We start from the raw sequence: 18,896 nt of genomic DNA on the forward strand, positions 1-18,896 counted from the left end.
AAAAGTGATGACCATACAGCATAAAGAAAGAGATGACCGAGGTGTCTTTTATATAAAAGGTGAAAATGGTATTATATCCGAACTTACCTACTCTAAAGATGATAATTCTGTAATCACAATAGACCACACAGAGACTAAGATCCCACAGGAAGGACAAGGCTATGCTTCAAAGCTTATGGCTCACGCCGTAGAATTTGCAAGAGAACATAATCTTAAGATTAATCCGCTATGTCCTTTTGCAGAGGTTCAATTTGATCGTAATCCAGAATTTAAAGACGTGCTTGCTTAATGACTCCCATTCTGGAAACAGAACGTTTGTATTTAAGAACATTTACTTATGAGGATGCTCTGGATCTTTATGAAATGAATAACAATCCAGATGTTATTAAATACACCGGAGATAGCGCGTTCAAAAATCTAAAAGAAGCTCAGGATTTCATAAGTGAATATATTAGGTTGCGCACTATTAAAACAACCAAAGATTCATCAAAAAAATCTTTGGCGAGATATGCTGTCATTAGAAAAGAAGATAACGCATTTTTAGGATGGTGTGGGCTTAAACTACATAAAGATAAAGGAGCAGTAGATATAGGGTTTCGGTTTTATAAGCAATACTGGAAACAAGGATATGCTACAGAAAGTACCAGAGGTTGTATATCTTACGCTTTTTTTAATCTACAATTACCATTTATAATTGCTCACGCACATATTGATAATCTACAATCTCGCAAGGTTTTAGAGAAGTGTAGTATGAATGAAATAGAAAAGATTAATTACGACAATAATCCTTCAATCTTGTATCGTCTAGATAATGAAGATTACTCACTTCGGGAAATTGACGCTCAAGATACATGGCCAGTAAGACATCCTGTTTTACGAGCTGGAAGACCACTTGAAGATGTATATATGGAGGCAGATGAAAAAACTTCTACCTTTCACCTAGGTATGTATCACCATAACAAAATTGTAGGAGTAGCCAGCTTTATGGAAGATACTCATGAGGAATTTACAGGCATCCAAACACGTTTACGAGGAATGGCTGTATTACCAGAATATCGCAATAAAGGAATAGCGGCACAAATACTTAAAAAAGGTGAAGAAATCTTAAAGGAAAGAGAACGCACTATCTTATGGTTTAATGCTCGCACAGTTGCACTAGACTTTTATAAAAATCTAGGCTATGAAATGATAGGTGAAGAATTTGATATTCCGCAAGTAGGGCCTCATGTTAGAATGAAAAAAGACTTATTATGAACAGACGCACATTTTCAAAATTAACGTTGCTAGGAGCAGTTGCTGCCTCCCTCCCACTTCAAGCAACCACATCATTTTTTCAAGGTATTTCTGAAGATGAATTGCTTGGTAAAGGTGCTCCGCTTCTTACTAAGACCTCAGCATACAGACTTCGACCAGAAGCTGCAGTTGCTTATGAAGAGATGAAAAGTGCAGCATTTAAGGAAGGAATCAAATTCCAAGTAGTATCTAGCTATAGAGACTATAACCACCAAAATAGAATCTGGGAACGCAAATACAAAAGCTTTCGCGAAAGCGGACTCAACCCAACTGCAGCTATTGAAAAAATAATACAATACTCCACCATTCCAGGAACTTCAAGACATCACTGGGGTACAGATATAGATATTGTGGACGCCACTCCAAAAGTTTCAGGAGGGCTTCTCATTCCTTCTAAATTTCATGGAAATGGCCCTTTCTGTAAGTTTAAAGAGTGGATGGATAACAATGCAAATACTTATGGATTTTACTTAGTCTACACCGATAACCAAAATCGTAATGGTTTTAATTACGAGCCGTGGCATTACAGCTTTAAAAGCTTATCACTAGATTACCTCAACAAGTACCAAGAATTGCCTATTAAAAGCAAATTACAATCGGCTAAATTATTAGGAAGCGAGCATTTTACAGAAGCGTTTATAGACCGCTATCTCCAACATAATGTAATGGACATCAATCCAGCCTTACGCTCTTAAAGCAACTGGATTTCCTTGCGTTCTAGCAATGCTTCCTTAAAGTCAGAACGACTGGCTAGAGCTTTACCTATCCATTGCTCTGCCTTACTTTTATCTCCTTTATGCTTATAAATCTGCGCTAGACGCAAGTAAGCCCAGTCTTTTGGCACTCCGTCTTTGGCTGTATAATTATCAATGTATTTATGTAAACAAGATATTCCTTGATCTAGGCCTATTCCGTATTGACCAGCGATTTTCCCAAACTGATAATGCAATCTATTATCTTCTTCATGCTTAGTTTGAGCAGCCTTTACCGTAGCTAGTGCCTCTTCCGGCTTATTGTTTTTTTCGTAATGTTCTTGTAATTTCTGGTAACAAGTTACAGAACCACCTACTTGAACTGCCTTTCTATAATTTACCTCTGCATCATTAGAACGATTATTATATTCTGCAATATATCCATGAGCTAGATACCCATCTACTGGTGATATGCTTGCAAGCTGATCTGCATATTTCATAGCTTTATCTTCACTCCCTCCTATGATACTTGGTAACTGAATATAAAATTCAATGAGTGCCCATCTAGCTTCAATATGTTTTGGGTCAAGTGTTGCCGCAGTTTCAAAAGCCTCCTTGATATCGCCTATCATGGTCGCCGCTCTCAGCTTATTTACTGCTAGCGCTTTCATTCCCATTACGCCACCATATTTATAATGATAGTTTGCATTCTTAGGATACTGCTCAACTAGTTGCTCATAATATGATATGGCATCATTCCAGTTTTCTGCATAGCCTTCTATATCGCCTAGATATTCGATAGTTTTTGCATGAGTAGGATGCGCAGATAAGTATGTTTTGAAAAATGGTTTTGCTTGTTGATATTGTTCTTTCTTAAAAAGAGTTTCCGCTTTCGCGAAAGCGTTATCATTTTGTGCTACCACAAAAACAGGAAAGCACAATAAGAGAATCCATTTTATCATTTTCAAATTTTTATCAAATATATACCAATATGATGCCAAAACTGATTTACTTCTGAGGTGGATATTTACTTAAAATCTTTTCGGCCAGCTTCTTAAAATGAGCTTCCTTTTTCTCAAGAGACGCTTTTACCTTTACATCGCTCTCACTCGTTGCCTCCCATAAGGTGGCTTGCGCATTTTGAGCTTCATAAATGGTGAAGATAAGCTGTAAGTGCCTTTCGGCTCCTCCTATAGGAATCCCACCACTTACACCCACTCCCACATTACCTCCTCCTCCTCCAAGGCCTACGCCAATGGTGTTTCTAGAGTTGGTCTCAAATTCGTTTGCTTTTATTTTGATAAAAATCTCATTTTCTATCGTTTTTACAAAGCCTCGAGACTGCAATATGCTATCTGTATATTTTAAGAATCTACGCTCGTCAAACTCTGATAAGCCTGATGGCTCAGAGAAGTCGTAATCGTAATTTTTATAACCAGCAATATCTTTCTTAGTATCGTAATCATAATCTACATACATCGTCCCGCAGCTAGTGAGCATTAATGAGGCGATAAGACATAAAAAAATCCGCATATCCTTTGTTTTGTATAAAGATAACAAAGGATTATGCAGATTGTTGTATTTAAGTAGTTCTTAACTACTCATTCATCATTTTCCACAATGCATCTTTAAGCTCTACTAGACCTTGTTGCGCAATAGAAGAAATAAATAAGTATGGTATCGGAAGTTCTCTATCTAGTTCTTCTGAGACTTCTGCTTTTAGTTCTTCATCGAGCATGTCACTTTTTGTGATAGCGATGAGTCTACTTTTATCAAGTAATTCTGGATTGTATTTTTGAAGCTCGTTAAGTAGTATTTCATACTGCTCTGCAATACTATCTGCATCTGCAGGGATCATAAAAAGTAATGTAGAGTTACGTTCTATGTGACGTAAGAAGCGATGTCCTAATCCTCTACCCTCAGCAGCTCCTTCTATAATACCCGGAATATCTGCCATTACAAAAGATCTAAAATCCCTGTAAGCTACAATACCTAAATTAGGCTTAAGTGTAGTAAATTCATAGTTGGCAATTTTAGGCTTTGCCGCTGTGATTGCCGCGAGCAATGTAGATTTACCTACGTTTGGAAATCCTACAAGACCTACATCTGCAAGTACTTTAAGTTCTAAAGTAAGGTGTACCTCATAACCGTCTATCCCTGGCTGTGAGTGCCTAGGAGTTTGGTTTGTACTCGTCTTAAAGTGCCAGTTACCACGACCTCCCATACCACCTCTAGCAGCAATAAACTCTTGACCATCTTCTGTGATTTCAAAAAGCACCTGATCAGTCTCTGTGTCTTTTATAGTAGTCCCTAGTGGCACTTCTATATATTCATCTACACCATCATGACCTGTTGATCTTGATTTTGCACCGTTTCCTCCGTGACCAGCACGCAAGTGTTTTTTAAATTTTAAATGTATAAGGGTCCATAGGTTAGTATTTCCTCTTATAATAATGTGGCCTCCACGACCTCCATCTCCTCCATCTGGACCACCCTTCTCAATAAACTTCTCACGGTGTAAATGCGCAGAACCAGAACCTCCATTTCCAGAGGTCGTGTGAATCTTTACATAGTCTACAAAATTTCCTTCAGTCATCTTTCAGCTAGCCTTTAATTTCTTTAATAATATATAAGTACACTAGTACTTTTTATAAGGTGTCAATCACCTTACTTAATCTGTCTGTAATCTCACTTACTGTACCCACGCCATCAACTCCGTGATACTTATTTTGCTTCTCGTAGTATCCTTTTAAGATAGCAGTCTCTGCATAGTATACTTTAATACGGTTGCGTATCACTGCCTCATCTGCATCATCTGCACGCCCAGAAGTCTTACCTCTTTCTAGTAAACGTTGTACTAGCACCTCATCATCCACCTCTAAAGCAACCATTCCAGAAACCTCAGTATTCTTACTTTCCAGTAATTCTGCTAGTGCTTCTGCCTGTGCCTCTGTACGAGGAAAACCATCAAAAATAAACCCTTTAGCATCGGCATTTTTCTCCACCTCTGCATTAAGCATTTTTATAGTTACGCTATCTGGAACAAGCTGTCCTTTATCAATGTATGATTTTGCTAAGGTCCCTAGCTCTGTAGCATTTTTAATGTTGTATCTAAAAACATCTCCAGTACTTATATGTACTAGATTATACTTTTCTTTTAAAACTTCGGCTTGTGTTCCTTTACCGGCACCTGGAGGGCCAAATAAAACCAGATTAGTCATTGTAGATTCTTTAAGTTTATAAATGGATGTAAGATTACGTCCTAGACCATTATAGTCTAGACCATATCCTACTACAAAATCATTAGGTACTTCTAGCCCTATATAATCTATTTTATAAGGCTTTTTATAAGCCGCTGGCTTATAAAGTAAGGATGCTATCGTAAAAGAAGCAACCTCTTCGTCTTTAAGTATTTTTATGATGGTTTCAACAGTGTTTCCAGAGTCTACTATATCTTCTACCACAATCACATCGCGTCCTTTAAGTGATGGCTCTGCTCCCATTACGGTATGAATTTCATCACTTTGCTGCGTTCCTTCATAACTCGCTACCTTTATAAAGCTCAATTCACAGTCGTGATCAAACTTTTTAATGAGCTCTGAGCTAAAGAGAAATGCACCGTTAAGTACTGTAAGAAATACAGGACATTTGCCTCTATAATCTTCATTAAGACGCACAGCCACACCGTTTACAGCATGTTGCACATTTGTTTTTGTAATAAATTTCTCAAAAGAGAGGTCGTGTAGTGTGATGGTATTTTTCATAATAACAAAGGGCAAAGATACCAAGAGGAAATGACAATTGCCTTAAACCCAAAACCCAAATCTCAAAAGGACTTTTTTCAATCACTTCTCAAACTCCATCCTAAGGAAATTTGTACTTTTGAAAACAGTAATTAGATGCTATAAAAAATCGAGCTTTGGTGGTTAGTCTGCTGTGTTTGATCAAAGAAATAACTTTTAATTAGATCTCATAGGTCTGCACATAAAACCCCTAAAAAGGGATTTAATATTATGACAAACTACTTCTCTTCACAGTTTAAACTTGGAATTTTAGGCGGTGGCCAGCTCGGTAAGATGATGCTTTACGATACTAGAAAGTATGATATTCAAACATATGTGCTTGACCCTAGTGATGATGCTCCTAGCAAGATTGCTTGTGATTATTTTGAGCAAGGAAGTCTTATGGATTATGATACGGTAGTCGCTTTTGGCAAAAAAGTAGATGTACTTACTTTTGAGATAGAAAGTGTAAATATAGAAGCCCTTGAAGCACTAGAAAAAGAGGGGGTGAAAGTGTTTCCGCAACCATCTGTGTTGCGCAACATACAAGACAAAGGGATACAGAAAGACTTTTATGCACAACACAACATTCCAACAGCGGGATATACAAAGTACGCTTTCGCGAAAGCGGTAAAAGAAAACTTAGGCACAGCATCAAGTGATATCGAGTTTCCATTTATCTGGAAATCATGTACGGGAGGATATGATGGAAAAGGAGTCTCTGTCGTAAGAAACGCCGAAGATTTAGACCACCTACCTCAAGTACCATGCATCGCCGAAAAAATGATCCCGTTTAAAAATGAGCTTGCAGTAATTGTAGCTCGTAGTGTATCTGGCGAAGTAAAGACATACCCTGTAGTGGAAATGGAATTTCATCCAGAAGCAAACCAAGTTGAGTATGTAATATGCCCAGCTCGTATAGATGAGAATGTTGCAAATAAAGCTCGTGCTATAGCAGAGCAGGTTTCAAACGCATTTGGCCACGTAGGTCTGCTTGCTGTCGAGATGTTTCAAACAGAAGATAATGAGATTCTTGTAAATGAAGTTGCTCCTAGACCTCACAATAGCGGTCATTACAGCATAGAGGGAAGTTTTACAAATCAGTTTGAACAACATCTTAGAGCTATTTTAGACCTACCACTAGGTAACACAGATAGCAAAGTAGCATCTGTAATGGTGAACCTAGTAGGTGATGAGGGACATACAGGCGCAGTAAAATATAAGAACATAGAACAAATTATGGCGATGGATGGTGTAACACCACACATTTATGGCAAGAAGGAGACAAGACCTTTCCGCAAGATGGGACACGTTACCATTGTAGATCACAATCTTGCAAAGGCAAGACAAGTAGCTCAAGAGGTTAAAGAAAACATACGTGTAATTGCACAATAAAAATAAAGATTATGAAAGTTGGAATCATAATGGGAAGCACTAGCGACCTACCAGTAATGCAAGAAGCCATAGACTTCTTAAAGGAAATGAATATTGAGACAGAAGTAGATATTGTGAGCGCACACCGCACACCGGAAAAACTTTTTGATTATGGTAAAAATGCCCATACTCGCGGTATTAATGTGATTATAGCTGGAGCTGGAGGTGCTGCACACTTACCTGGAATGGTAGCTTCACTATCACCACTACCAGTAATAGGCGTTCCTGTAAAATCTCGTAACTCTATAGATGGATGGGATTCTGTTCTTTCTATATTACAAATGCCAGGAGGTGTACCAGTTGCAACCGTAGCGCTAGATGGAGCAAAAAATGCAGGTATTCTTGCTGCTCAGATTCTAGGAGCTAGAGATGGTGCAGTACAAGATAAAATTATAGCCTACAAAGAAGGGCTTAAGCAAAAGGTTATAGAAGGTGCAAAAAGCATAAAATAGAAGAGACCACCTAAAAGGTGGTCTCTAACAATGCAGTATACTGGGAAATGATAACGTATTTATTAACCATTCTAAATATTAACCAAACCTTTTCTACACATTGATGGGGGAAATATCGTTTTAAACTAAAGTGAAAGTACTCTAGTTTTTTTCTACGTAAACAAACTTAAAAAATTCATTCTATTTACCGACAACATCACTACTTTTTTCGATAAAGTACATGTTTTCAAAAAATTACAAAATTAAAAGTCCATGTCGCTTACAAACAATCCGCTATTACAAGCTTTTAATGAAGCTCCTTTTTCTACAATTAAAGACGAGCATTTTAAGCCAGCTTTTGAAGAAGCAATACGTTTAAGTCGTAAAGAAATAGACGATATCGCCACCAGCGACGAGCCTGCTACTTTTACAAATACCATCGCAGCCTTAGACTACGCAGGACAGCAACTAGATCGTATTTCGAGCGTCTTTTTTAACTTAAATAGCGCCGAAACTTCAGAAGCTATTCAGAAAATAGCACAAGAAGTTTCTCCACTGCTTACAGCTTTTAGCAATGACATAACTCTTAACGAGCAGTTATTTGCTAGAATTCAAGATATATACGCTCAAAAGGACAGTTTAGACCTTACCGTAGAAGAAAAAACACTTCTCGATAAAAAATACAAGAGTTTCTCTCGCAACGGAGCCAACTTACCAAAGGATAAAAAATCCCGCTTACGCGAAATTGATACTGCGCTAGCACAATTAAAACTGAGTTTTGGCGAAAACATTTTAGCCGAAACAAACAGCTACGAGCTACATATCACCGATGAAAAAGATCTAGCAGGAATACCTGATAGTGCAAAAGAAGCATTTGCCGCCGAAGCAGTCTCTAGAGAAAAAGATGGATGGGTAGTAACACTGGATTACCCTAGCTACATTCCGTTTATGAAGTATGCAGATAATCGTGAGTTACGTAAGGAGCTATCACTTGCATTTGGGAGTAGAGCCTTTAAAAACAACGAGCACGATAATCAAAAGAACACGCTGGAGATTGCAAATCTGCGTTTTGAACGCGCACAGTTACTTGGGTATGCTACACACGCACATTTTGTACTAGAAGAGCGCATGGCAAAAACGCCCGAAAAAGTAATAAGCTTTTTAAACGAATTGGTAGAAAAAGCAAAACCTGCCGCACAGAAAGAATTTGAACAACTAGAGAAATTTGCAAAAGAACTCGACAACATTGATCGCTTAGAAAAGTGGGATGGCTCTTATTATTCTGAGAAGCTTAAGAAAAAACTTTTTAGCCTAGATGACGAGCAACTCAAGCCATATTTCAAGTTAGAAAATGTAATTGACGGAGTTTTTGAAATTGCAACAAGATTGTTTGGACTTCAGTTTGAACAAGTATATGACGTGGACGTTTATCACAAAGAGGTGAAAACCTATCGTGTGACAGATGCAGATGGAAACTACGTATCTCTATTCTATGCAGATTTCCACCCACGTAAAGGAAAGCGTGGTGGAGCATGGATGACTTCTTTTAAAGGTCAGAAAATTGAGAATGGTGTAAATGATCGCCCGCACATATCTAATGTATGTAACTTCACTCCTTCTACACCTAGCAAGCCATCTTTACTCACATTTAACGAAGTGACTACGCTCTTTCACGAGTTTGGACACGGGCTACACGGTATGCTTGCAAATACTACCTACCCTAGCCTCTCAGGCACTTCTGTATACTGGGATTTTGTTGAGTTACCAAGTCAAGTACTAGAGAACTGGTGTTATGAGAAAGAAGCTTTAGAGCTTTTTGCTACGCACTATGAGACCGGTGAAGTAATCCCAATGGATTTAGTTCAAAAAATAAAAGATGCCGCTACCTTCCAAGAAGGAATGGGAACCCTGCGCCAACTAAGCTTTGGCTTACTCGATATGTCATGGCATGGTCAAGATCCGAGTGACATTAAGGATGTAAAAGCGTTTGAAACAAAAGCATTTGGAGATACTTCTTTATATCCTGACACTCCAGATACGTGTATGAGTACTGCATTTGCACACATCTTTCAAGGAGGGTATTCTTCGGGATATTACAGCTACAAATGGGCAGAAGTACTAGATGCAGATGCGTTTGAATACTTTAAAGAGGAAGGTATTTTTAATAAAGAAGTAGCAGCTAAGTTTAAGAATCACGTACTCTCAAAAGGAGGAACAGAGGACCCTATGATATTGTATAAACGTTTCCGTGGACAAGAACCTAAACCAGAAGCATTGTTGCGACGTGCAGGACTTATTTAAGGTCAAACATTAATCAGATTACAAAAGGAGCTCATTATATGGGCTCCTTTTTATTTTTCTCCTCAATCCACTTAGACATAAATTTGGTACTACGCATGGAATGATGCAGCAACATCTGACCTGTAAAATTATTAAGTCGGCTGGTTTCTAGATTCGTCTTAATAGAATTGACTCTCGCTATGAAATCTTCTTCAAAATCTTCTTTTTGAAAATTTTTATTGATGATTTCTTTGCCTTGCTCCTGAGCTTTGCTCCAAACCAACTCATCATTGTATAAGGTAATCGCCTCTCTCGCAAAAGTTACATCATCATCAGTTATCGCACCACTCCAAGGCAAACCTTGCTTCATCCCTTCTGCCCCTATTGTTGTGGTCACAGATGGAGTTCCACACTGCATTGCATCTATGAACTTTCCTTTTAAACCTGCCCCAAAACGCAACGGAGCAAGTAATACTCGTGCATTGGCTATCACTTCATGCGCATCTTCTGCTCTTCCTTTTACAATAAAACCATCCTTCTTGTTATGCAGTTGCATCACTTTTTCTGACGGATAAGCACCATAGATATGCAACTCTGCTGTGGGAATTTCTTTTCTAATAAGCGGCCAGATATTCTTTTTGAGCGCTAGCGTAGCGTCCCAGTTAGGAAGATGTATAAAATTACCTATTGCAATAAAATGTTGTCGCTCATTAAAAGGCTTACAATCGGCTGGCGCTTTGGGCAATAAAAATGGTAGGTAATGTAAGAGTGAGCTAGGCACTTTAAAGAAGTCTTGCAACAAGGCAATCTCTACTCGAGAAATCATTAACGTAAGATCACATCTATATATGGAAGCAATTTCCCTTTTGGCTACATCAGAGATAAGATCATTTTCGTTAAAATCTCTACCCTCTTTTACTGCTTGTTGGCGTGCTTTTCTCAGGCAGTGTAAATCTTCGGTGTCTAGAATTTTTATAGCATCTGGACATTGTTCTGCGATGCGCCATCCAAATTGCTCTTCGGCCATGAATCGGTCAAAAAGGACAATATTGGGTTGGTACGCTTTCGCGAAAGCGTTAAAAAATTCATCATTTACACGTATCTCTTGTGTTGTGATGCCCAGCGTTTCTAGATCAAAAGCATTTTCTGAAACTCCAGCCGTACTAGCATAAGTAATCTTCCAACCCTTTGCTATCATCATATCTAATAGCTGCAACATCCTACTTCCCGCTGCCGAAGAGGTAGGCTCAACCCATACAGTAGAGATCACTAATACATTCATAAAATCAAAAATACAGATAAGAATATTGCTTTGATTAAAAATATTATTTCATTTATTATTGAAACTACAATAACATTCGTATATTTGATGTATGGAATTTAGTCAAGCAAAAAATAAGTTTATACAAACCTGGGGAGCTCTAGGATCTCAATGGGGAATTAATAAAACCATGGCGCAAATTCATGCATTATTAATGGTATCTCCAGAAGCGCTTAGTATGGAAGATATTATGAGCGAGCTTCATATCTCACGCGGTAATGCGAGCATGAATTTACGTTCATTAATAGACTGGGGCATTATTTTTAAAGAATACAAAGCCGGTGAACGAAGAGAATACTTTGTTGCAGAAGGTAACATAGATGAGCTTGCAAGGAAGATTGCAAAGGAACGCAGCAAGCGAGAAATCAAACCTACCTTACGAGTTTTAGAAGAAGTAACAAACCTAGAAAATACAGACACAAAAGAGGCTGCTCACTTTAAAGCAAAAACAGCAGAGCTTTATGAATTTGTCTCCAGAGCCGACAGCATGCTTGAAAAAATCACAGATTATAAAGAGAACTGGATTACTAAGACGATATTAAAGTTGATGAAGTAATACTTCTCAAACTCAAAATAACTAAGCACTGAAATATGTGCTTTTTATTGAATTAAATGTTTCATTATTTTCTGAAAGTATAATATTATGAGAACTATCTACAAAATCAACAAAGTCACTGTAATCATTAATTTGATTCTATTTATTATACCATATTTTGGATTGATATTTATGATGGCTACAGGCGCTGCTCAGATCATTCTTTATTTAATTCACCTGTGCTATTGGAAAAAGATGCCTACCCTATTTAAAAAACATCTTATTCTTTATGGATTACTAGTTACGACTACATTGTCTTTTCTATACTTTGGTGAAGAGTTTGTTTATGCAAAAGACTTTGTTTTTGTAGTCAGTTTAATTTCAGCTGGACTCCTTGCATTTTACTCTCTTTATATCTCAAGGACACTTAGTCTCAATGATGAATTAAAATCTACTTGTCATGTACTATAACATCATCGAATACAGTATTTATGGTCTTCTAATGAGTACAATTATCATAAGAGTAGGTACAATCTGCTATCGCAATGGCAATGTGTTTGTGGCAAGCTTGATGCCAGACAATCTTGAATTATGTTCCTATATCAATAAGGTATTACTAGTAGGTTATTACCTCGTAAATCTAGGCTACTCGGTGTATATGATTTCTACTTGGACTGCAATCACCACTCCTCATGATATTATATCAAACATTGCTTCTCATGCTGGACAAATAATTATGCTTCTTGCAGCGCTTCATTATATAAACATCGCAGGCGTACAATTTCTTTTTAATAAACAATCACTATCTAAATTTTAAATTATGGAAACTTCTAAAATCATCATCGGCTATTTTATTTACTTACCTGTTATTCTATTGTTGACATTTTTTGTCTCGCGCACGCTTTTTAAGAATGGAAAAACATTTATGCTTGACATTTTTAAAGGGAAAGAAGAGATTGCAAATGCTACAAACAAGCTTTTTGAAGTAGGGTTCTACCTCCTTAATCTTGGGTTTGGACTACTTATCTTAAAGATTAGTGATTATCGCTTTGATGAAACTTACCAGAGTCTCATTGAGATTTTAAGTAGTAAAATAGGTGGTTTCTCAATTTACTTAGGAGCTATGCTGTTCCTTAACTTATTGCTATTTTTCAGAGGTCGTAGAAAATCTAGAGCTATACAACCTCAACAAGTGTAAACTATAACATCATGAAAAAATTAATTATATCAGGTGGGAGCGGCTTTTTAGGGTCGCTCTTAACTGATTATTTCGGAAGTAGCTTTGAGGAGATTGTTTTGCTTTCGCGAAAGCAAAAACCACAGCATAACAACGTGAGAACGGTTCTTTGGGATGCAAAAACCTTCTCTGGTTGGGAGCGAGAATTTGAAGATGCAGATGTAGTTATTAATATGGCTGGACGCTCTGTAGACTGCCGCTATACGGATAAAAATAAAGACCTCATCATGAACTCCCGTGTAGACACGACTACGATTATAGGGAAGACAATTGCACAATGTAAAAACCCTCCTTCCACTTGGCTCAACTCATCTACAGCGACTATATATCGTCACTCGCTAGATAAGGAAATGACCGAACGCACTGGAGAAATAGGCACTGGATTTTCTGTAAGCGTGGCAAAAGCATGGGAAGATGCATTGTTCTCAAGCACGACGACGCAAACGCGTAAGATTGCGTTGCGCACATCTATCGTGCTGGGCAAAAATGGCGGAGCCTTGCAACCAATTAAAAAAATCACCCAACTAGGACTAGGAGGAAAACAAGGTGATGGAAAGCAGAAATTCAGTTGGATTCATGAAGAAGACTTTTTACGTAGTCTTGACTTTCTAATCACTAATTCCCATATAAAAGGACCAATTAATATAGTGGCACCTAAGCCCACCACAAATGCACATCTTATGTCATTGATGCGTGATACTCTTAAAATACCTTTTGGCATCCCTTCTCCTAAACCATTATTGGAAGTTGGTGCCTTTGTAATAAGAACAGAAACCGAATTGTTACTCAAAAGCCGCAACGTAATCCCAGAACAATTACTAAAAGAGGGCTTTACATTTAGGTATGAGCAACTAGATAAGGCATTAAAAGATTTGTTACGTTAAATTACATCACTCTAACCTAAAATTTAATTAGTGGATAACCTATAATAACAGAACAGAAACCCTTGATTGCTCTAAAAATCAATATGCTAATCAGTTTTATGTTATTTTTGAAAAAATATACGACAGATTACTTATGTCCACTAACCAAATAGACCCCACAAAATGGGTAGACCAGTACTCGGACTACCTATTTAATTATACCATCGCCCGCGTTAATGATCGCGACATGGCAAGAGACTTAATTTCTGAGACTTTTCTCGCAGGTCTTAAGTCAATGAAAAACTTTAAAGGAGAAGCTACAGAACGTACGTGGCTCATTTCCATTTTAAAGCGTAAAATCATTGACCACTACCGCAAGACAAACTCTAAGAAAGGAAAGGCAGAAGTTCACATCAATTACAAAGATGATGAGAGTGAAGGCGACTGGCTAGAGGAGCGCGTTGCAGACCCCTTTGACAAAACTGCCGAAGATAGCATCGAAAATGAAGAGCTAGGCGAGGCGATTTTTAATTGCTTAAGTAAGTTACCAGAAAAGCAAGCTCGTATTTTTAAGATGAAAACTATAGACGACTTTGATACTGAAGCAATTTGTAATGAATTTGATATTACTCCGTCTAACTTTTGGGTAATTATCCACAGAGCCCGTACAGCCATGGCAAGCTGTATGGAGAAAAATTGGCTATAAGTATCTAGAATAATTAAAAGTAAAAAAATGAAATTAAAAACTGAATGTCAAGAGGCTAACCACATCTGCGACAAGAACCAGTATAACGAGGCTTCATTAATAGATAAAATAAAATTAAGTTTTCACCTTATCTATTGTAGAGCTTGTAGAAAATATTCTTCTCGTAATGGAAAGCTTAGTAAAGCAATAAAAAATCCATCGGTAGAAACAGTTTCTATGTCTGATAAAGAACTCATGAAGCAACGCCTTCAAGAGCAACTCAATCAAGTAAATAATTAAATAACAACGCTAGACTTAACCAAAGTAGTGGGATTCCCTCTACCCAAAAGGATGTAAAATAACTCTTAGCTGAAGCACGCTTTCGCGAAAGCGTGATACAAACCACTACCACTGCTACAATTATTAAGTGTGTAGTTAACATCGGCATAGATAAGTCGTACTTTAAAAAGTCTAGAATTAAAAATAAGAAAAGCCAAATCACACCGATGATTTTGGCTTTTTTTATGCCTACTACTTGAGGCAGCGTACGTAAAGAGGCGAGGTCATAACTCGCATCTCTTATCTCAAATGGAATCATGATAGCGATTACAAAAAGAAAGCGCTGTACACATACAATCCACACATCCCAATACATCGAGAGACCTTGCTCGAGAACTGGTAATAACACCGTCACTCCTGCCCATACAAGACCTATGATGTAGATTTTTACACCAGAGATGCTTCTCAAATTCCCCTTATTATTATCTGTGCTTGTTGCTGGGAGAAAAAATGGAACTGCATACAGTAGCGTGATTAACCCCAAAATACCACAAGCCACCCACACTTCTAGTGGGAGCCAAAATGCCGTTACAATCATCCCAATTCCGCAAAAAACAGAAAAAACTTGTATTGATTTTAATGATTTTGCTAGGCTCCGATGGTGTAAACCAGCTATTTCGGCATATTTAACAAAATTATAGCCAGTCACTGTGCTAAAAAATAAAAACGCAAGCAACTCGTAATTAACGTTTATGTCTAAAGACAAGCAAGTCACCCACCCTAATGCAACCACGGCTAAGCTCACGTGGATACTACTGTTTATATAAAAGTCAAAAACACGTTTAAACAACTGCATTAGACAAAAATACTACAACTGTTAATAAGGTTGCATTTCCGTTGAAAACATTAGCTCGCTATGAGGCAAATAAGTCGTAAAAATCGATTTCGTTGCCTTATTTTTGTGACACCTAAAAATATTCAATACGATGAATACAGATTCGTTTGCATTACGCCATATAGGCCCGCGTAGAAGTGATCTTCCTGAGATGCTTAAAACCGTAGGCGCTGAAACTATCGAGCAACTCATATTTGAGACTATTCCTGATAACATTAGACTTGAGAACAACCTTACGCTAGACCCTGCGCTAAGCGAGCATGAGTTTGCTGCACATATCACAGCACTGTCTAATAAAAACAAAGTTTTTAGATCTTTTATAGGTCTAGGATACAACCAAGCGATTACACCAGCGGTAATACAGCGTAATATTCTAGAAAATCCGGGATGGTACACGGCTTACACGCCTTACCAAGCAGAGATTGCTCAAGGGCGTCTAGAAGCATTGCTTAACTACCAGACCATGATCACAGATCTTACAGGTATGGAGCTTGCAAATGCATCTTTACTTGACGAGTCTACCGCAGCTGCAGAGGCAATGGCATTGCTGTTTTCTGTACGTAGCCGTGATCAGAAAAAGGCAGACGTAAATAAATTCTTTGTATCTGAAGAGATTTTACCTCAAACGCTTTCTTTATTACAAACACGTGCAACCCCAATTGGTGTTGAATTAGTAGTAGGAAATCACGAAGAATTTGATTTTTCTAAAGAGTTCTTTGGAGCCATCTTACAATATCCAGGTGTATCTGGAAAAGTATTTGACTACGCAGATTTTGTAGCAAATGCAAATGCAGCAGATATTAAAGTAGCTGTAGCAGCAGATATATTGAGCCTTGTAAAACTGCGCGCTCCAGGAGAATTTGGAGTAGACGTGGTAGTAGGTACTACGCAACGTTTTGGTATTCCATTAGGATACGGAGGTCCTCACGCAGCATACTTTGCTACTAAGGAAGAATATAAAAGAAGCATCCCAGGACGTATCATTGGAGTAACAAAAGATACTGATGGTAAGCGTGCCCTGCGTATGGCGCTTCAAACGCGTGAGCAACACATCAAACGTGATAAGGCAACTTCAAACATCTGTACTGCTCAGGTATTACTTGCTGTTATGGCGGGAATGTACGGTGTATATCACGGTCCAGAAGGATTAAAAAATATAGCAAATAAGGTTCACAACACTACAGCTACTGTTGCAGATGCACTTGAACAACTAGGATTGTATCAAACAAACGAGAGTTATTTTGATACCATACAAATAAAAGCAGATGCTGCTAAAGTAGCTGCCGTAGCACAAGAAATGGAAATCAACTTCCATTACCCAGATGCAGAGACCGTGGCAATCTCTATACATGAAGCTACCACCTTACAAGATGTAAATGATATCATTTCCGCTTTCGCGAAAGCGTACTCAAAAGAAACTATCGTTATATCTGAAATTGCCGAAGGAAACGCGATTCCTGCAAGTGTAGCTCGTGAGACTTCATTTTTACAACTTCCAGTATTTAACACCTATCATTCTGAAACAGAATTGATGCGTTACATCAAAAAACTAGAGCGTAAAGATTTATCATTAAATCACTCAATGATATCCCTAGGTTCTTGTACAATGAAGCTTAATGCAGCGTCTGAAATGTTACCACTTTCTGATCCGCAATGGGGGAATATGCACCCATTTGCACCATTAGATCAGGCAGAAGGATACCAGACTATGCTTAAAAAACTTGAAGATCAACTTACGGAGATTACAGGTTTTGCAGGTACATCATTACAACCTAACTCTGGCGCTCAAGGAGAGTATGCCGGACTGATGGTAATACGTGCATACCACGAATCTCGTGGAGACAGCCACAGAAACATCTGCCTTATCCCATCATCTGCACACGGAACCAATCCTGCAAGTGCAGTAATGGCTGGTATGAAAGTAGTAGTTACAAAAGCACTAGAAAACGGAAACATCGATGTAGATGATTTACGTGAAAAAGCAGAGAAGCACAAAGACAACCTTGCGGCACTTATGATCACATACCCATCTACGCATGGAGTATATGAAAGCGCTGTAAAAGAAATCACATCACTCATACATGAGCATGGTGGTCAAGTATATATGGATGGTGCAAACATGAATGCACAAGTTGCCCTTACAAATCCAGGAGCAATTGGCGCAGATGTATGTCACTTAAACCTACACAAAACGTTTGCTATTCCTCACGGAGGAGGTGGCCCAGGAGTAGGACCTATATGTGTTGCAAAGCAACTAGTTCCTTTCTTACCTACTAACCCAGTAATTACTACAGGTGGTGAGCAAGCCATTACTGCAATAAGCGCAGCTCCATGGGGATCTGCACTTGCATGTCTTATATCTTACGGATACATCACTATGCTAGGTGAGCCAGGATTACGTCACTCTACTGAGTATGCTATTCTTAATGCAAACTACATCAAAGAGCGTCTTGACGGCGCTTACCAATGTTTATATGTAGGAGAACGCGGTCGTGCTGCACACGAGATGATTATAGACTGTCGTCCATTTAAAGCTCATGGTATCGAAGTAACAGATATCGCAAAGCGTCTTATGGATTATGGTTTCCACGCTCCTACGGTTTCTTTCCCAGTAGCAGGAACTATGATGATAGAACCTACAGAAAGTGAAAGCAAAGAAGAACTAGATCGTTTTTGTGAAGCAATGCTTTCTATTAGAAAGGAAATTGACACAGCAAGTTCTGATGAGCCTAACCACATTATGAAAAATGCACCGCATACACTAGCTATGGTCACTGCAGATACTTGGGAGTTCTCATACTCTAGAGAGAAAGCCGCTTACCCGCTAAGCTATGTTGCAGAAAATAAATTCTGGCCTACTGTGCGTCGTGTAGATGACGCTTATGGTGATCGTAATTTAATATGTACTTGTGCTCCTATTGAGGAATACATGGAAGCATAAATGCACAATAATTGAAACATCTATTATTTTGATAAAAACATCGTCAAAATTGAGATGATCTCATAAGTAAAGGTCAAAATCTAGCATTTTGACCTTTGCTATTTTATACATACATCAAGATTAATTTAATAACGGTAAAGTTCTCGCTGATAAGTAGCTAAAAAGAGCTAATTATTATGGATTTCACAAAATAAATAGGAACAGTTATGACATCGGGCAATCCCATTC

20 protein-coding genes are annotated in these 18,896 nt (G+C 38.1%); 14 read left to right on the forward strand and 6 right to left on the reverse strand.

The window, feature by feature from the left end:
• Positions 1 to 7: 7 nt before the first annotated feature.
• Genes KRODI_RS02705 through KRODI_RS02715 form a run of 3 tightly spaced genes read left to right on the forward strand, consistent with a single transcriptional unit; the run spans position 8 to position 1,988 of the window.
• A complete protein-coding gene (locus KRODI_RS02705) occupies positions 8 to 289 on the forward strand; it encodes a GNAT family N-acetyltransferase (RefSeq protein ID WP_013750037.1) in 282 nt (93 codons plus the stop codon).
• The gene (locus KRODI_RS15045) at positions 289 to 1,254 is read left to right on the forward strand and encodes a GNAT family N-acetyltransferase (RefSeq protein WP_013750038.1); all 966 of its coding nucleotides are present in this window, start codon (positions 289 to 291) and stop codon (positions 1,252 to 1,254) included. The genes KRODI_RS02705 and KRODI_RS15045 overlap by 1 nt, the downstream gene beginning before the upstream one ends.
• Entirely contained in the window at positions 1,251 to 1,988 is a 738-nt protein-coding gene (locus KRODI_RS02715; RefSeq protein WP_013750039.1) for a M15 family metallopeptidase, read from the forward strand. Before KRODI_RS15045 ends, KRODI_RS02715 begins: the two co-directional genes overlap by 4 nt.
• Here the strand turns inward: KRODI_RS02715 and KRODI_RS02720 are convergent.
• The 4 genes from KRODI_RS02720 to KRODI_RS15340 form a co-directional block, all read right to left on the reverse strand.
• A complete protein-coding gene (locus KRODI_RS02720) occupies positions 1,985 to 2,947 on the reverse strand; it encodes a tetratricopeptide repeat protein (RefSeq protein WP_013750040.1) in 963 nt (320 codons plus the stop codon). The genes KRODI_RS02715 and KRODI_RS02720 overlap by 4 nt on opposite strands.
• Positions 2,948 to 2,993: 46 nt before the next feature.
• A complete protein-coding gene (locus tag KRODI_RS02725) occupies positions 2,994 to 3,518 on the reverse strand; it encodes a DUF4136 domain-containing protein (protein ID WP_013750041.1) in 525 nt (174 codons plus the stop codon).
• Between the two features lie 64 nt (positions 3,519 to 3,582).
• Entirely contained in the window at positions 3,583 to 4,581 is a 999-nt protein-coding gene (gene obgE / locus KRODI_RS02730) for a GTPase ObgE (protein ID WP_013750042.1), read from the reverse strand.
• Positions 4,582 to 4,633: 52 nt separating this feature from the next.
• Positions 4,634 to 5,749: an adenylate kinase gene (locus tag KRODI_RS15340; protein WP_013750043.1), complete on the reverse strand. Its 1,116-nt coding sequence runs from the start codon at positions 5,747 to 5,749 to the stop codon at positions 4,634 to 4,636.
• Positions 5,750 to 5,998: 249 nt separating this feature from the next.
• On the opposite strand from KRODI_RS15340, the gene purK reads away from it, so the two are divergent.
• The 3 genes from purK to KRODI_RS02750 all read left to right on the forward strand — a co-directional run bounded on the left by purK (position 5,999) and on the right by KRODI_RS02750 (position 9,933).
• Positions 5,999 to 7,162, forward strand: a complete 1,164-nt coding sequence (gene purK, locus KRODI_RS02740) for a 5-(carboxyamino)imidazole ribonucleotide synthase (protein ID WP_013750044.1) — start codon at positions 5,999 to 6,001, stop codon at positions 7,160 to 7,162.
• A gap of 8 nt (positions 7,163 to 7,170) precedes the next feature.
• Positions 7,171 to 7,653 (forward strand): 5-(carboxyamino)imidazole ribonucleotide mutase, encoded by a 483-nt coding sequence (gene purE, locus KRODI_RS02745; protein WP_041295602.1) that lies wholly within the window; start codon positions 7,171 to 7,173, stop codon positions 7,651 to 7,653.
• Between the two features lie 252 nt (positions 7,654 to 7,905).
• A complete protein-coding gene (locus KRODI_RS02750) occupies positions 7,906 to 9,933 on the forward strand; it encodes a M3 family metallopeptidase (RefSeq protein WP_013750046.1) in 2,028 nt (675 codons plus the stop codon).
• Between the two features lie 34 nt (positions 9,934 to 9,967).
• Here the strand turns inward: KRODI_RS02750 and KRODI_RS02755 are convergent, their stop codons facing one another.
• Positions 9,968 to 11,194, reverse strand: coding sequence for a glycosyltransferase (locus KRODI_RS02755; RefSeq protein WP_013750047.1), 1,227 nt, complete (start codon positions 11,192 to 11,194; stop codon positions 9,968 to 9,970).
• Positions 11,195 to 11,285: 91 nt separating this feature from the next.
• Here KRODI_RS02755 and KRODI_RS02760 point away from each other — a divergent pair, with 91 nt between their 5' ends.
• The 7 genes from KRODI_RS02760 to KRODI_RS02790 all read left to right on the forward strand — a co-directional run bounded on the left by KRODI_RS02760 (position 11,286) and on the right by KRODI_RS02790 (position 14,853).
• Entirely contained in the window at positions 11,286 to 11,789 is a 504-nt protein-coding gene (locus tag KRODI_RS02760) for a GbsR/MarR family transcriptional regulator (RefSeq protein WP_013750048.1), read from the forward strand.
• Positions 11,790 to 11,876: 87 nt separating this feature from the next.
• Positions 11,877 to 12,239, forward strand: a complete 363-nt coding sequence (locus tag KRODI_RS02765) for a hypothetical protein (protein ID WP_013750049.1) — start codon at positions 11,877 to 11,879, stop codon at positions 12,237 to 12,239.
• Positions 12,229 to 12,585, forward strand: a complete 357-nt coding sequence (locus KRODI_RS02770) for a hypothetical protein (protein ID WP_013750050.1) — start codon at positions 12,229 to 12,231, stop codon at positions 12,583 to 12,585. Before KRODI_RS02765 ends, KRODI_RS02770 begins: the two co-directional genes overlap by 11 nt.
• Before the next feature lie 3 nt (positions 12,586 to 12,588).
• Positions 12,589 to 12,966, forward strand: coding sequence for a hypothetical protein (locus KRODI_RS02775; protein ID WP_013750051.1), 378 nt, complete (start codon positions 12,589 to 12,591; stop codon positions 12,964 to 12,966).
• An 11-nt stretch (positions 12,967 to 12,977) separates the two neighbouring features.
• The gene (locus tag KRODI_RS02780) at positions 12,978 to 13,889 is read left to right on the forward strand and encodes a TIGR01777 family oxidoreductase (protein ID WP_013750052.1); all 912 of its coding nucleotides are present in this window, start codon (positions 12,978 to 12,980) and stop codon (positions 13,887 to 13,889) included.
• A 133-nt stretch (positions 13,890 to 14,022) separates the two neighbouring features.
• Positions 14,023 to 14,574: a sigma-70 family RNA polymerase sigma factor gene (locus tag KRODI_RS02785; protein WP_013750053.1), complete on the forward strand. Its 552-nt coding sequence runs from the start codon at positions 14,023 to 14,025 to the stop codon at positions 14,572 to 14,574.
• Positions 14,575 to 14,601: 27 nt separating this feature from the next.
• Positions 14,602 to 14,853: a hypothetical protein gene (locus KRODI_RS02790; RefSeq protein WP_013750054.1), complete on the forward strand. Its 252-nt coding sequence runs from the start codon at positions 14,602 to 14,604 to the stop codon at positions 14,851 to 14,853.
• Here KRODI_RS02790 and KRODI_RS02795 read toward each other — a convergent pair.
• The gene (locus KRODI_RS02795) at positions 14,834 to 15,688 is read right to left on the reverse strand and encodes a membrane protein (RefSeq protein ID WP_013750055.1); all 855 of its coding nucleotides are present in this window, start codon (positions 15,686 to 15,688) and stop codon (positions 14,834 to 14,836) included. The two genes, KRODI_RS02790 and KRODI_RS02795, sit on opposite strands and share 20 nt — an antisense overlap.
• Before the next feature lie 130 nt (positions 15,689 to 15,818).
• Here KRODI_RS02795 and gcvP point away from each other — a divergent pair, with 130 nt between their 5' ends.
• On the forward strand, positions 15,819 to 18,668 hold the full coding sequence (gene gcvP, locus KRODI_RS02800) for an aminomethyl-transferring glycine dehydrogenase (RefSeq protein ID WP_013750056.1): 2,850 nt from the start codon (positions 15,819 to 15,821) through the stop codon (positions 18,666 to 18,668).
• Positions 18,669 to 18,896: the final 228 nt, after the last annotated feature.

Source organism: Dokdonia sp. 4H-3-7-5 (assembly GCF_000212355.1).
GTDB lineage: Bacteria > Bacteroidota > Bacteroidia > Flavobacteriales > Flavobacteriaceae > Dokdonia.